This window comes from Pseudomonas sp. NFPP25 (genome assembly GCF_900116505.1).
GTDB lineage: Bacteria > Pseudomonadota > Gammaproteobacteria > Pseudomonadales > Pseudomonadaceae > Aquipseudomonas > Aquipseudomonas protegens.
In genome coordinates, this window is sequence record NZ_FPBG01000001.1 from 1,220,515 (window position 1) to 1,233,286 (window position 12,772).

Genomic DNA, 12,772 nt, shown 5'->3' on the forward strand with positions numbered 1-12,772 from the left:
AGCCTTCGGCAGCGGCTACAAGAAGCGGGGCACGCGCAGGGTTGGACTCTGTGTGGCCGCGAAGGAGCCTCGGTGGTGGTTAGACGGAGCCGAGGGCGGCGATCAACGCTGGGGAGGCGTTGTACAGCGGCGTGCTGCCCTGCAACAGGATCTGTGCGCTGCGCCGGTAGGCGGCGCCGTCGATCAGCAGCTCCCCACCGGCCAGCCGGGCGTTGATCAGGGTCTCCAGCACCCCGGCGGGGTTTTCAATCGCCAGCGGGTATTCGCCCGGCTCCTCGCCTAGCACCGGCGCCCGCGCCAACAAGGCGTGGGCCACGGTGCCTTCGGCCAGGCAGGCCGCCGCCAGGCAGCAACCACCGGACACCGCCAGGGACGGGTGGGCGTTCTGCGGGGTGAAGTAACGGGTGGCAATATCCCCACCCTCTCGCGCCGGGCTGACGATGCAGATCTTCGGGATGGTTTCGCTGCGCCGCAGCTCGTCGGCGCTCATCAGGCTGCCATCGCGCTTGCGCAGGCCCATGCGCAACCCGCCCAGCACCATCAGTTCCAGCAGGCGCGCCTTGAATTGCGGGTCGGCGTCCAGCTGGGCCGGGGTTTCCTCGCCGGTCTTGCCCAGGTCCGCCGCGCGCAGGATGACCATGGGCACCGCCACGTCGATGCAGGTGGCGGCGATGCCGTCCAGCAGGTCCACCCGTTTGCCGGTGGGGAACAGCGCGCCGGTCTTGGCCCCCACCGGCTTGTCGAGAAACAGGTCGACCCCGGGAAACACCCCGTTGACCCCGGGAATCCGCGTGTCGCTCAGCAGCCGGCCATTGGCGAAGCCTAAGCGCGCATACATCGTGGTCTGGGTGTTGCTGTTGTAGATCTCGATCTGCCCACCGCCTTCCCCGGGCTCCAGCCAGCCGCGCTGCAGGGCGTACAACGGCAGGGCCGCGGACATGTTGCCGCAGTTGACGCTCCAGTCGATGGCGCTCTTGCCCGCCGCCAGTTGCGCCAGGGTGCTGACCATGCGCGTCTCGCCGGGGCGGCGCTCGACGATGAACACCTTGTTGCTGGTGGGCCCGCCGCGCCCCAGGCCGGTGATCTGGGTATTGCCCGGCCACTCGCCATGCAGCGGCACGCCCATCAGGTGGCGCAGCAACTCTTCCACCAGGGCTTCGTCCCGGGGCAGCGCTTCGCGGGCCAGGATCAGCCCGGTGGAGGTGCCGCCACGGGCGTGGCACACGGAGAATTCAGCGATGGCAGCAGGCTTGGGCAGATCAGGCATGGCGGGCGCCTCCAGGGTGGGCGAATGGAGCAGCCCCTCGTCGCACGGGCAACGGGCGGCAGCACAGCATGATAAACCGTCGCGGCCGATCCCGGGGCCTGTCGCTTGGCGATCCGGGGTCGCCCGATTGCGCATCGTGCCCGGGGCCGATCACGACCTGGGCCTGAGCCATGCCGCCCAGGCGGCGCTATGGGCCGATCAGCACCTGGGCCTTGGCACGGGTGCTACAGGCTTGTAGCCCGAAGCGGCCAGGACGCCCTCACGGCGCTTTTTTTACCGGCCCATTTGACTAACAGTCTTGAGCTTCTAGATTCCACTGGCGACCTCATGGAAGTGCATTTCGCCCGGTGCCCGACAGCTGTTGCGCCGCGCCTGGATGCTCGGTGGCCGCACGCTGCACAGCCGATGACACCCGGGCCTGGATCGCCAGGCCCATAGCGCGACAACAGGGAGCCGGACATGAACGAAAACATCGTGGATATCCTTGTCACCATTGACGTGGACACCATTCTGGAAAGCAACGGCAAGACCTTCGACGGCGGCAACACGCTGACCTTGAGCCAGCACAGCGCCACCCCCACCCAGCTCTACAACTACTACAGCAACGGCCAGCGCCTGTCCGACCAGGTGGTCTACATGGTGGCCCGCCGCGACAACACCGACGGGCCGGACGGCGGCTCCGAACTGGCGGTCAACCTGCGTCAGGGGGACATTGTCCGCTGGCGCGCCACCAGCCTGTCCAAGGGCATGTACAACGCGGTGCTGCTGTACCAGTACACCCAGACCAACCCGGTACCGAGTGCCGGCAATCCGCCCTATCTGACCGACGTCACCCCAATCGTCCTGGACAGCACGCCGCTGCCCATCATCGACAAGGACAACCCGGCCGGGCAGCCCATCGCGCAAAGCGTGCAGAACTACTACTGGCAGGCCAACGCCACTCGGGTCGGCTCGCGCATTACCTACACCTGGGCCTTCATGATCCTGGACAGCAACAACAAGGTGATCGCCTACTGCTCCTGGGACCCGTACTTCTCCATCCACTGATGGCCATGGCCTCTCCCCGTTGCGGGGAGAGGCTTGCTCCAGGCTTCAGGCGCGCCGGGCCAGCAACAGCACTGAGGCCGCCGCCGACAGCAACGCCGCGCAGCAGCGATTGAACAGGCGCTTGCCCGCAGGCTCGCTGAACCAGCGGCGCATGTGCAGGCCCATCAGCGCATAAGCGCTGATGGCGATCCACTCCAGCAGCAGGAACAACAGCCCCAGCACCAGGAACTGCGAACCCACCGGCGCCCCGGGCTCGACGAACTGCGGCAGAAACGCGGTGAAGATCAGGATCGCCTTGGGATTGCCGATGGCCACCAGAAATTCCTGCCGGCTGAGGGCCAGCAGCCCGGACACCCGGCTGCGCTCCGCACTCTGCACCTGGGGGGCCGCGGTCCACAGCTGATAGGCCAGGTACAGCAGGTAGCCCGCGCCGAGAATCTTGATCCCGTAGAACAACAGCTCCGAGGCTTGCAGCACCACCGCCAGGCCGGCGGCGGCCAGGGCGATCATCAGGGCGAACGCCGCCAGGCGGCCGATGCCCGCCAGGCACGAGGTGCGAAAACCGTAGGTGCTGGCATTGCGCACCGACAGCAGGTTGTTCGGCCCGGGGGCCATGTTCAGGGCGAAACAGGCCGGGAGAAATAGCGCCAGGGTGGCGAGGTTCATAGGCACTCCAGAATCGGCAAGGCGTCGTTGTTGACCGGCAGGGAACATAAAACGCCTGGGCCCCGGGACACAAGCCAGCCCCGGCGATTACGCCCCGGCCAGGCGCAAGGCATAGGCACGGATGTCCTGCGGCCAGTCCTCGATGCACTGTTGCAGGCGCGCCAGGTCCGCGGCGAACAGCGCCCGGGTGGCTTCTTCATAACCGGGAAGATCGCCGCCCATGGCCAGCATGAACTGGTAGGCCGCCTCTTGCGCGGCCCGCTGGCGCTGCGGTTCGGCGCCATGGCGCCGGGCTTCGTCCACCAGCCGGCGCAGCACCGCCGAGGCGCCACCGGGCTGCTCGGCCAGCCAGTCCCACTGGCGCGGCAACAGGGTCACTTCCCGGGCGATGACCCCCAGCTTGGGTCGCCCCCGCCCCCGGGGCGCAGGCTCTTCGCCCTCGACCGGCGCAGCAGCAGGCTGGCGCGGGCGATAGCGCCCGTTGCCCGGCGCCGGCGTGGCGGCCAGGCGCTGGCGCACTTCGTCCGGGGTGCCCCGCAGGTCGAGGTCGATGACCCGGCCGCTGGCATCGTCGAACACCAGCAACGGCTGCGGCGCCGCCTCTTCGCTGGCACGCTTGACCGCCAGCGCGACCTCCAGCAACGGGCCGGCCGCCAGCACCTGCTGGGCCTGAAACGCAGTGACGGGTTGGGCAAGTGAGTCGGACATGGTTATGGCCTCAAGGAAACGAGGCTGCATATTACCCGGGTATTAATAAGACAATCAATAATACCCGGGTAATATTTAAACGGCGGTCGGCCCTCGCGACTGCCGCTGTGGGGCCGGCTCGCTGTCGGCGGGCATCTCGATGCCCCAGTCGCCGTCCAGGTACCAGTCCTCCCCGAGCATTTCCGCCGGGTGCATGGTGCGATCGGAACCATTGCCGCAAGCCAGGGCATTGGCCGCGCAGTAGCGGTCGCAGCCCCAGCAGATCCGCTCGGGGTGTTTGGGGCGCAGGGGAAAGGGCTTGGCCATGGCGGCTCCCGAAACCTGGATGAAGGAGCCTGCACCTTAGAACCTGCGGGGCCTTCGAGCCTTGATCCCGATCACAATGGCAGGGTGCGGTCCTGGATCACCTGCTTCATCACCAGGGTCGAGGTCAGGCGCTGGACGTTGGGCAAGGTCGACAGGCGTTCGTCATACAACCGCTGGAACGCCGGCAGGTCGCGGGTGATCACCTGCAGCAGGTAATCGGGTTCGCCAAACAGCCGCTGCGCCTCGACGATCTGGACAATGCCCTGCAAGGCAGTTTCGAAGGCCGCCACGGCCTGATGATCGCCCTCGCGCAGGGTGACAAACACCATGGCCGAGAAATTCAGCCCCAGGGCGCTGGGCGCCAGTTGTGCGCGATAGCCCAGGATCACCCCGGACTGCTCCAGCGCCCGTACCCGGCGATGGCAAGGGGACAGGCTAAGACCGACCCGCTCGGCCAGGTCGGTGACCGACAGGCGGCCGTCGGCTTGCAGCTCGGCAAGAATCTTCTGATCAATCCGATCCATTTGAATAATTCTCCCCATTCGAAGGTTTGCAGTTGGAATATTAGAGAAAAATTCCCCCTCGATCTTCACTATTCTTTCTTCACACCTTGAAGCCCCTGTTCACCGCAGCTGTGCGGCGGTCGAGCCCCTGATGACCGTGAGAAAGCCCCATGCCCTACCCCCTTGCCAAGCCGCACCCTGCGCTGCCTAGCGCGACTGCCTGCCCCGCCCACGCTACCTGCAGCCAGCCGAGGTAAGCCAACATGGAACCGAGCATGTTGGCCGCGTTCTGGGCAGTGTCGCTGCTGTTCGTGATCACCCCCGGCGCCGACTGGGCCTATGCCATCTCTGCCGGGCTCAACGGCCGGGTGGTGATTCCCGCGGTATCCGGGCTGCTGAGCGGGCACCTGCTGGCGACCCTGGTGGTGGCCGCCGGGGTCGGCGGGCTGGTGGCGCGTTACCCCCTGGCCCTTGCGGGCCTGACCGTGGCCGGTGCCGGCTACCTGCTGTGGCTGGGCGTCGGCCTGCTGCGCCACCCGTCCACGCCCCAGGCCGGCGCAGGCCAGGCCGATGCTTCCTGGGCACGCTGGTCGTTCAAGGGCCTGTGTGTCAGCGGCCTCAATCCCAAGGTCTTCCTGCTGTTCCTGGCCCTGCTGCCACAGTTCACCAGCCCCGCGGCCGCCTGGCCGGTGTCGCTGCAGATCCTCGCCCTGGGGCTGCTGCATGCCTTCAGTTGCGCGGTGATCTACCTGTTGGTGGGCTTCGGCTCGCGCACGGTTCTACAGGCGCGGCCGGTGGCGGCGCTGTGGGTCAGTCGCCTGTCGGGCGGGTTGATGGTCCTGATTGCGCTAGTGTTGCTGGCGGAACAACTCCTGGCTTGAGGAAGACCCATGCACAGCTTCAGACAACGAGCGGCTCGCGGGCTGCAAAGCGGTGACAGCTTCAGCCTGTCGCGATGCTTCACTCCCCAGGACATCCAGCGCTTTGCCGAGATTTCCCGGGACTACAACCCGGTGCACTACCACCCGCCCTTCGCCGAGGCCCGAGGGTTTCGCGAACCGGTGGCCCATGGCCTGCTGACCGCCAGCCTGGTGACCGAGATCGGCGGGCAGATCGGCTGGCTGGCCTCGGCGATGAGCTTCCAGTTCCGCCGCCCGGTCTATGCGGGGGATACCGTGACCTGCCGCTGGCTGATCACCGAGGTGGATGCCCGGGGGCGGGCTACGGCGGTCATCACCCTGAGCAACGAAGATGGCGTGATCGTGCTCGAAGGCGAAACCCGCGGCGTGCTTCCCGGCGAACAGGAACGGCAGTTACTGAGCCAGATGCTCGCCGAAGGCGACCCGGGCAACCCCTTGGCTCGGTAGACCTCAAGACTTGCGGCGCACCCGAAGACGCCTTCGCTGGCAAGCCAGCTCCTACACAAAGCCCCACCACCACGCCATCTCGTAGGAGCCGGCTTGCCGGCGAAGAGGCCCTCAAGCCCTGCGACGCACCCGAAGACGCCTTCGCTGGCAAGCCAGCGCCTACGCAAAGCCCCACCCACGCCATCTCGTAGGAGCCGGCTTGCCGGCGAAGAGGCCCTCAGGCCCTGCGGCGAACCCGAAGACGCCTTCGCTGGCAAGCCAGCGCCTACGCAGAGCCCCGCCACCACGCCATCTCGTTGGAGCTGGCCGGGCACAGAATTTTCTCTGACAGCGGCTACGGGATCGCTATGATGGATCACCATGAACCCCAGCCCCGCGATCCGCCAACCCTGTCCGCCCGGCGCCTGCATTTGCGAGCGCGAGCAGTTGCTGGACACCCCCGGAGCCGACCTGCGCATCCTCAATCTCACGCGCCAGGAGGAAAAGCGCCTGCTCGAACGCCTGGAAAACCTCAAGGACCTGGCGGACCTGGAACACATGCAGCGGCGGATGTACGAACAACTGGGCATCCGCGTCGAGATCAGCCCCAGTGACAACGTGGTCCGCAGCATGCGCGGCATCGCCATTTCCCTGGGCGAGTTGCCCGGCCTGTGCCGCAAGACCCGGCAATCGATCCCGGCCGCCATCCGCCGGGCCATGGAGCAGCGCCCGGAAATCGCCTACCGCCTGCTGGACTCCCAGGACCTGTTGCGCGGCACCTGAGGGCTGCGCACTCAAGCGCCGCCCATACCGTTCAAGGCTTGCAGCCCGGGGCCTGAACCCGGAAACTTGCCGCTGCTTTTTCCAGGACTTCTCTCATGCAAAACACCCCATTGAACGCCGCCGACTTCGAAACCCTCGAAGACACCCTGCTCAAGTACGGCGACGACCACTCGGTACTCAACCCCTGCGAGCTGGACGGTTATTTCACCGCGCTGGTGTCGGGCCCGACCCAGGTGGATATCGCCGAATGGTTCCCGGCGATCTGGGGCGGCGAGAACCCCAATTGGGAAACCCCGCAAGAGTGCCGGCAGTTCATCGACCTGTGCGTGCGCCACATCAACACCCTGGCCGAACAACTGGCCAGTGATGCCCAGGGTTTCCATGCACGTTTCGAAACCACCGAACACCAGGGCCAGGACCTGTTGCTGGCCGAAGAATGGTGCTTTGGCTACCTGCGTGGCGTGGCCGTGGGCAACTGGCCGCAGATGCCGGCACCACAGACCGGCCTGTTGCAGACGATCATCGACTGTGCCGAACAGGACAACTTCGAACTGCCGGCCGACCTCGACCTGGACCAGCATCGCCAGCAGGTAGCGGCCATCGAACCGGCGGCGCGGGCGCTGCATGCCTATTGGACGGCGCAGCGCTGAGGCTGACGCCAGCAGAAGCACCACGGGGGGCCTAAGGGGCAAAAAAAGGCAGACTTCACGCTCGGGGAAGTCTGCCAGCCAAGGACGGATGATGCTCATGTTCAAATGCATCAAGAGACTTTTCAGCCGGAATGCGCCAGCGCAGCCGCAGCCGCAGGACATTCCCGCACCCGCCGCCCCTCCGACATTGGAGGAATATCTGTCCGGCTTGCCAACTTGCAATCATGAGCCCGACGAGGACTTCTACTACCGAACAGAAGCGGCTGACCAATGGACGCGATACTTCTCAAGCGAATTCACCATACCCTGCCGCAACCAGGGAGGAGGTCATTCCCAAGACCTGACGATGAACGAAGCGCTGAAAAATTACGCAGCCGTCCATGGTCTGGTGTACGTGTTCTACTACTACAGCCCATTCCCCTATGCACAAACGAAGATTGCCTCGCACCATAAGGAGTGCATTGAGGCTGCCTCAGGGCTGATCTCGCCTTACAAACATTGGATGCTCCTGTGCTTTCTGGCTCGCTATAAAAAAGACACCGCGGCGTTGACAGGGCGAACAAGCTTTGCCGATGGGACCCAAAACGATCAAGAGTGTCGATACATCATTTGCGATCCCCCCTGCCTGACCATTCCACGACAGGACATCCAACTTCACTTGAATGGTCATTGGTACTCATTACCGGCCATCACCGATTTAACTCTAGGCCAGCTCATGGTGACTTGGCGCGATGATGCAACCTTCTGCGCTTCACGAGCCGCTTCACTACCCCTGGCCGTGAAAGTCTGATCAAAGGTCCATTCCCGTTTTAAGCAGGCATGGTGTGCGCCATGCCTGCAAAGCTGGGTGCGCTTCAACAGGGTAGTAGTAAGGCCCTCAGATCATTGGGTAGGCGCATATTCCTCAATCAGTTTCCACAGCAAACGGCCCATCGGTAGGCGGTAGATATCGCTGTGGGCCCCTCCTCCGGATCCCGGCGAGTTGAATTCGGTAATACCGTTAGAAGCGTCGATATAGGCCACTTTTCTGTCCGGGCCGGTGCTCTTGAACGGCTCGGCGCAGCCTTGCTGACCGTGCTTGCAGACTTCGAACCGACCTCCTGGAACTGCGGATGTGTCAGAAGCCGTCATACACTCGAATATGCGCTGGTACTGGGGGTCGGTCGTATCGCAGGCCTTGTGGTATGAGCCGATCGATCCGGCAGGATCGGTCCAGACGATAAAGGGGGCGCCGGTCGCCGAATCGTTGGTGGCTGCAGTCAGCACCACCTTGGTCTTTTGAAGATGCCCGTAGTCCCGATAGGGAGCGCCTTCACGTCCGAGGTCCGGGGCAAAACGGTTGATGCTCATCGCCCCTTGCAAGCCAACGGCCAGATCAACCGGGCTGGTGACCATCGGCTGATCGGGGAACTGACTGCCAAGAGGCACCAGGGCCGGTGAACTGAACACCGCGCGAGTCATGGCGCGCGCCCCGAAACTGTGGCCTAGCGCAACAACCCTGGCCTTGCTGCCAGAGGCCGCCAGGCTGCGCGGAATGGTTTCGTTGAGCATCTTGTTCAGCCAGGACAAGCCTACTTCGTCCGCATCATTGGCCTTATTTGAATAGCTGAATACGTTGCCGAAGGAGTTGGACCAATAAGACGGCCAGGTCACGCCAATGACCAAGGGGCGGAAGTGACCAGTCACCTGATCATCGACCAGCGGTTTGATTGCCAGCGTCCTGTCGATCGGACTTTCTTGCTGTCCCTTGGCCGCTTCCAAAGAAGCGGCCATCAAGTTACCAGCCAAGTCATTGAAATTTCGTATTGCTTCTTGTTGGGCAGTGTTCCAGCCCATGACAATCACCAGAACATGGGTGTAACTACCTTGCCGAAGGTCCTGGGTCAAATTATTTTCCAGCGATAACAGCGCATACTTTCCATAATCGTAAAACTGATAGGCATGGGCATCCACCTTGTCTAGGTTGGTGGATATTGAGCAGGCATGCCAGTCACTTATTTTCGCCAGATCATAGTTCTTTTTGACGAGTGATAATTGCTTTGCCGCGTAAGCGTTATATACAAAGCAATGATTCTTTGAAAGATAAGGATCACTTGCCCCGGCGGTGTCCTTGGCTATCGAGTTTTTTATGATGTGCGAAATGAACATCGCCTTAGAGTCACTTTCCTGAAATCTCCTGATCTGACTTGGTGTTCCCCAGCGGCTTGGTTCTTCCGCGCTGATGTATTGGCCGCTCCGTACGAAGCTGACCTGGGGATAAGCCTTGGGGCCGCCGACGATGGCCTGTGGGCTTTTTTCAATGGCCACGACATACCCTGGGTAATGCAAGGCGGTTCCGGATGGAAAATACAGGCTGGAATGGAAGTTTTTTGCATTGGTGCTATCCAGTTGCAATGCCGACTCATAAGGCTCCATGACCGACCCGGGTCCGGAACAACCAGCAACTCCTACTCCCAAGGCAATCAGGCTTAACCATTTGAGACGCATCATAACTAACTCCCTGGATCACTCCTGACCCTTATACTGACCTTCGCGCCGTAGACACATTAGTTAGAGGCAACGTGGACATCTTGCCTAGTCACAACACCACTATAGTCAGCAAGCGGCATTCAGCCAGCATCTCGATATATAAATATTAAGACTTACCTCTAAAGCCTTTTCCACATGAGATCAACTTTACTTCAACACTCCGACCTGCCCTCACTCGCTAGCACAAATCAAATTTAAATCCAGCCACTACTTGAAAAAACCTATTCGATAGCGAACTTATAGTTAGGCGGCAATCAACTTTTACTTAATAAACACAAAAATAATCAATTACTACAAGATCAACTACGCCGGGCTCTGGCCAGTGCAGTGGCATGAGAATATTGGTTCCGCTGCTGGCCCGGCCCATGAGAAACGCCGCTGGCCCTACCCGGGCCAGCGGCGTTTTCATGCCTGCCATCAGGTGCTGCGCGGGGGTTACAGCAACTGGCGTTGCACCGCTTCATCCAGGGTGCTGCGGGCCAGTTGCTGGACCACGTCGCGGGTATCCGCCTGGAAAGGAATCGCCACGATCAGCAGCAGTTGCATCCAGGTACGCACCGACTCGCTCTTGCGAATCCGCCCCAGTTCCTTGCCGTCCTTGTCCTTGAACACCGTCTCCAGGGTGAAGGTGTTCTTCGCCGTGGACGGGATGATGAAGAAGGTGGCGCCGGTGATGATGGCCGAGGCCATGCTGAACTGCTCGTTGTTGTACAGGGTGGCTTCGGCGTACAGGTCCGACTCGACCTTGTCGGTGCTGACCCGGGCAAAGCGCCCGGACTGGCGGTAGGTATCGGCCACCGCTGCTTCCCAGGCGGCGGCCGGGGCGCCGGCGGCAGCATTGGCCGGGCCGCCATTGACCTGGTTCATCGCGGTGGTGCGCACGAAGGCCGTGGGTTTGTGTTGCTCCGCCTGGGCGGTGGGTGGCCAGGCCGTGACCGGTGCCAGTTCGTGTTGCGAATAGGACACGCAGCCGCTCAGCAGTACCGCGGCCAGCACCAGTAGGTGCTTGATGGAACCGAACATGTGACGCTCCTTGATCCTAGTGCGCCAACCGGGCGGTGGCGTTGTCGAGCAATTTGGCAACCAGCTCGTTGAGCTGCTTGGCGCCCTGGGTCGGGGCCCAGTATTCGCGCCCGTAGAGACCGACATTGCGCTCGAACTTGAGCTGCTCCCTGGCGCTGGCCAGTTCCTTGCCGTCGCGATCGACGATCGACAGATCACCGGCCAGGTCGAAGCTGTCGACGTAGATCGGGCCATTGACCCAAATCCACAGCGTCAGGGTCAGCAGAGCCCCCGGCACATAGCCCGGGTGCGGCCCGCGATGGCCCTTGAGGGAGGTCATGTTGAACTTCAGCACCACGTCGTTTTCCCCCAGGCGGGTAGGAAATTCGCTGAGTTGCTGGAAGTAGCCGGCGCTCTTGACGTAGGGCGTCAGCTGGGCGGTCAGGGAGCGGCTGATGGCGGTGCGGGTGGCTTCGTCGATACCGGCGGCGGAAACCTGCACATCGGCGATTTGCGCGGTGCGCGGGCTGCTGGCAGGCGCGGGATGCAGCGGTGCGCCCAAGGGGCCGGTGACGTTGTAGGACACACAGCCGGTCAGCGCCAGGGTGGCGACAAGGGCGGTGGCCCTGAGGAGGATTCTGAACACGAAATATCCTTATTGAGGGACGGACAGCACCAACGTCTCGACCCCGGCGCCCAGAACTTTAGGAAAACCTCGCATTCGGTTGGGCGGGACAGGCCCGCTCCCGGGCCTTATTGATAGTCCTCTTCATAGGCCTGGAGCAGATTGAACAAGTGCTCCTGGGGCATCGCGCAGTCCTCCAGCGCTTCGGGCGCAACGCCGTTCCACTCCTCATCGGGGTCGCTTTCGACAATCAGCAGCGGCACCTGGGCGTTGTTGCAGAAGGCGAGGATGTCGCGCAGTTCCTGCTCACGTTCCACATGGTCGTTGTGAAACAGCTTGGCGCTGTAGAAGAAGCCCTCGGCGCCACGGCGCAGATAGCCCTGGGCAACGCTCAGGGACAGGCCCAGGCGTTGATGGAGAAACTTGACCAGCGCCAGGTCAGTGCCGGGAGTCGCGGCGGCGATGCTTATTCTGGACATGGCAGGTTCCTTGATAAATCGGCGGGCAGCCCTCGCCCTGCTACTCGGGGCGCCACAGTTCGAGCCCCTCCACATGGCGCTCGATGTCGTCCATGTCGTCTTCCCCCAGGGTGCGGTCGAAGGGTTCGCTGAGAATCCTGCGCACCTGCGCCAGGCGCTGGGTGACCTGCTGGTTATCGATGAAATCGGTGGTGGCGCGCTGATAGTCGGCCACGGGTTTATCCCTGTAGTAGGCGCCCATCTTGTGCAGCGAGATCAACACGTACTCCAGCTCCGCCAGGGCTTGCAGGGCCTGTTCGCCGGAGAGGGTGATGGTGCGGTTGCGTTCCTGCATCGAATACTTCCTTGGCTCTCAATCATTGGACAGACCGCCGCCACCTGGGTAGCGTGCGGCGCACATTTCAAACAGACAGGCCCCCAAACATGCTGATCAGGGACTTTCAAAACAGCGATCTGCAAGCCTTGCTGGCGCTCTGGCTGGACGTTTCGATCCAGGCCCACCACTTTATCGACCCCGACTTCTGGCGCTCCAAGGTCGAGGACATGCGCAACCTCTACATTCCCCATGCCCAGACCCGGGTGGCCGAACGCGACGGCCAGCTCCTGGGCTTCTACTGCCTGCATGAGGATCAGCTGGCGGCGATTTTCGTCGCTGCGCAGCACCAGGGCCTGGGCTTGGGCAAACAGCTGCTGGCCGATGCTCGCCAGCGCCGCTCGCGCCTGGAGCTGGCGGTGTATGCCGCCAACCTGCCGAGCATCGGTTTTTACCGCCAGCAGGGGTTCCAGGTGATCGGCAACGGCATCGACCCCAATACCGGAGAAGCCGAACTGATCATGGCCTGGCCGGGCTGAAGGACCAGG

The 12,772-nt window shown here is 62.9% G+C and carries 17 protein-coding genes; 7 read left to right on the forward strand and 10 right to left on the reverse strand.

Translation table 11 applies throughout. The features are described 5' to 3' along the window. Nucleotides 1–79: 79 nt before the first annotated feature. The gene (locus BM382_RS05075) at nucleotides 80–1,267 is read right to left on the reverse strand and encodes a PrpF domain-containing protein (protein ID WP_072442130.1); all 1,188 of its coding nucleotides are present in this window, start codon (nucleotides 1,265–1,267) and stop codon (nucleotides 80–82) included. Between the two features lie 459 nt (nucleotides 1,268–1,726). Here BM382_RS05075 and BM382_RS05080 point away from each other — a divergent pair, with 459 nt between their 5' ends. Further along, complete coding sequence (locus BM382_RS05080; RefSeq protein ID WP_011060980.1) at nucleotides 1,727–2,314, forward strand: AidA/PixA family protein; 588 nt, start codon at nucleotides 1,727–1,729, stop codon at nucleotides 2,312–2,314. Nucleotides 2,315–2,359: 45 nt separating this feature from the next. Here the strand turns inward: BM382_RS05080 and BM382_RS05085 are convergent, their stop codons facing one another. The 4 genes from BM382_RS05085 to BM382_RS05100 all read right to left on the reverse strand — a co-directional run bounded on the left by BM382_RS05085 (nucleotide 2,360) and on the right by BM382_RS05100 (nucleotide 4,518). Beyond that, on the reverse strand, nucleotides 2,360–2,980 hold the full coding sequence (locus tag BM382_RS05085; protein ID WP_072442132.1) for a LysE family translocator: 621 nt from the start codon (nucleotides 2,978–2,980) through the stop codon (nucleotides 2,360–2,362). Between the two features lie 87 nt (nucleotides 2,981–3,067). After that, a complete protein-coding gene (locus BM382_RS05090; protein WP_072442134.1) occupies nucleotides 3,068–3,718 on the reverse strand; it encodes a DUF2239 family protein in 651 nt (216 codons plus the stop codon). Nucleotides 3,719–3,763: 45 nt separating this feature from the next. After that, entirely contained in the window at nucleotides 3,764–3,994 is a 231-nt protein-coding gene (locus BM382_RS05095) for a DUF3079 domain-containing protein (RefSeq protein WP_072442137.1), read from the reverse strand. A 71-nt stretch (nucleotides 3,995–4,065) separates the two neighbouring features. Further along, nucleotides 4,066–4,518, reverse strand: a complete 453-nt coding sequence (locus BM382_RS05100) for an Lrp/AsnC family transcriptional regulator (protein WP_011060976.1) — start codon at nucleotides 4,516–4,518, stop codon at nucleotides 4,066–4,068. A gap of 242 nt (nucleotides 4,519–4,760) precedes the next feature. On the opposite strand from BM382_RS05100, the gene BM382_RS05105 reads away from it, so the two are divergent. The 5 genes from BM382_RS05105 (at nucleotide 4,761) to BM382_RS05125 (ending at nucleotide 8,066) form a co-directional block, all read left to right on the forward strand. Continuing rightward, nucleotides 4,761–5,378 (forward strand): LysE family translocator, encoded by a 618-nt coding sequence (locus BM382_RS05105; protein ID WP_011060975.1) that lies wholly within the window; start codon nucleotides 4,761–4,763, stop codon nucleotides 5,376–5,378. 9 nt (nucleotides 5,379–5,387) lie between these two features. Continuing rightward, on the forward strand, nucleotides 5,388–5,864 hold the full coding sequence (locus BM382_RS05110) for a MaoC family dehydratase (RefSeq protein WP_065363863.1): 477 nt from the start codon (nucleotides 5,388–5,390) through the stop codon (nucleotides 5,862–5,864). Nucleotides 5,865–6,224: 360 nt separating this feature from the next. Then, complete coding sequence (locus tag BM382_RS05115; protein WP_011060973.1) at nucleotides 6,225–6,626, forward strand: hypothetical protein; 402 nt, start codon at nucleotides 6,225–6,227, stop codon at nucleotides 6,624–6,626. A 95-nt stretch (nucleotides 6,627–6,721) separates the two neighbouring features. Continuing rightward, the gene (locus tag BM382_RS05120; RefSeq protein ID WP_072442139.1) at nucleotides 6,722–7,276 is read left to right on the forward strand and encodes a UPF0149 family protein; all 555 of its coding nucleotides are present in this window, start codon (nucleotides 6,722–6,724) and stop codon (nucleotides 7,274–7,276) included. 91 nt (nucleotides 7,277–7,367) lie between these two features. Next, nucleotides 7,368–8,066 carry a hypothetical protein gene (locus BM382_RS05125; RefSeq protein ID WP_072442142.1) on the forward strand — a complete coding sequence of 233 codons (699 nt, stop codon included), beginning with the start codon at nucleotides 7,368–7,370 and terminating at the stop codon, nucleotides 8,064–8,066. Between the two features lie 92 nt (nucleotides 8,067–8,158). On the opposite strand, the gene BM382_RS05130 is transcribed toward BM382_RS05125, so the two are convergent. From BM382_RS05130 to BM382_RS05150, 5 genes are all read right to left on the reverse strand, one after another. Continuing rightward, entirely contained in the window at nucleotides 8,159–9,766 is a 1,608-nt protein-coding gene (locus tag BM382_RS05130; RefSeq protein WP_011060971.1) for an alpha/beta hydrolase, read from the reverse strand. Nucleotides 9,767–10,240: 474 nt separating this feature from the next. Next, nucleotides 10,241–10,828: a hypothetical protein gene (locus tag BM382_RS05135; protein WP_011060970.1), complete on the reverse strand. Its 588-nt coding sequence runs from the start codon at nucleotides 10,826–10,828 to the stop codon at nucleotides 10,241–10,243. Between the two features lie 16 nt (nucleotides 10,829–10,844). Next, nucleotides 10,845–11,453, reverse strand: coding sequence for a hypothetical protein (locus tag BM382_RS05140; protein ID WP_072442144.1), 609 nt, complete (start codon nucleotides 11,451–11,453; stop codon nucleotides 10,845–10,847). A 107-nt stretch (nucleotides 11,454–11,560) separates the two neighbouring features. Then, complete coding sequence (locus BM382_RS05145) at nucleotides 11,561–11,911, reverse strand: hypothetical protein (RefSeq protein ID WP_011060968.1); 351 nt, start codon at nucleotides 11,909–11,911, stop codon at nucleotides 11,561–11,563. A gap of 40 nt (nucleotides 11,912–11,951) precedes the next feature. After that, nucleotides 11,952–12,245 (reverse strand): hypothetical protein, encoded by a 294-nt coding sequence (locus BM382_RS05150; protein WP_072442146.1) that lies wholly within the window; start codon nucleotides 12,243–12,245, stop codon nucleotides 11,952–11,954. 89 nt (nucleotides 12,246–12,334) lie between these two features. On the opposite strand from BM382_RS05150, the gene BM382_RS05155 reads away from it, so the two are divergent. Further along, entirely contained in the window at nucleotides 12,335–12,763 is a 429-nt protein-coding gene (locus BM382_RS05155) for an N-acetyltransferase (protein ID WP_072442148.1), read from the forward strand. The last annotated feature ends 9 nt before the right edge of the window (nucleotides 12,764–12,772 follow it).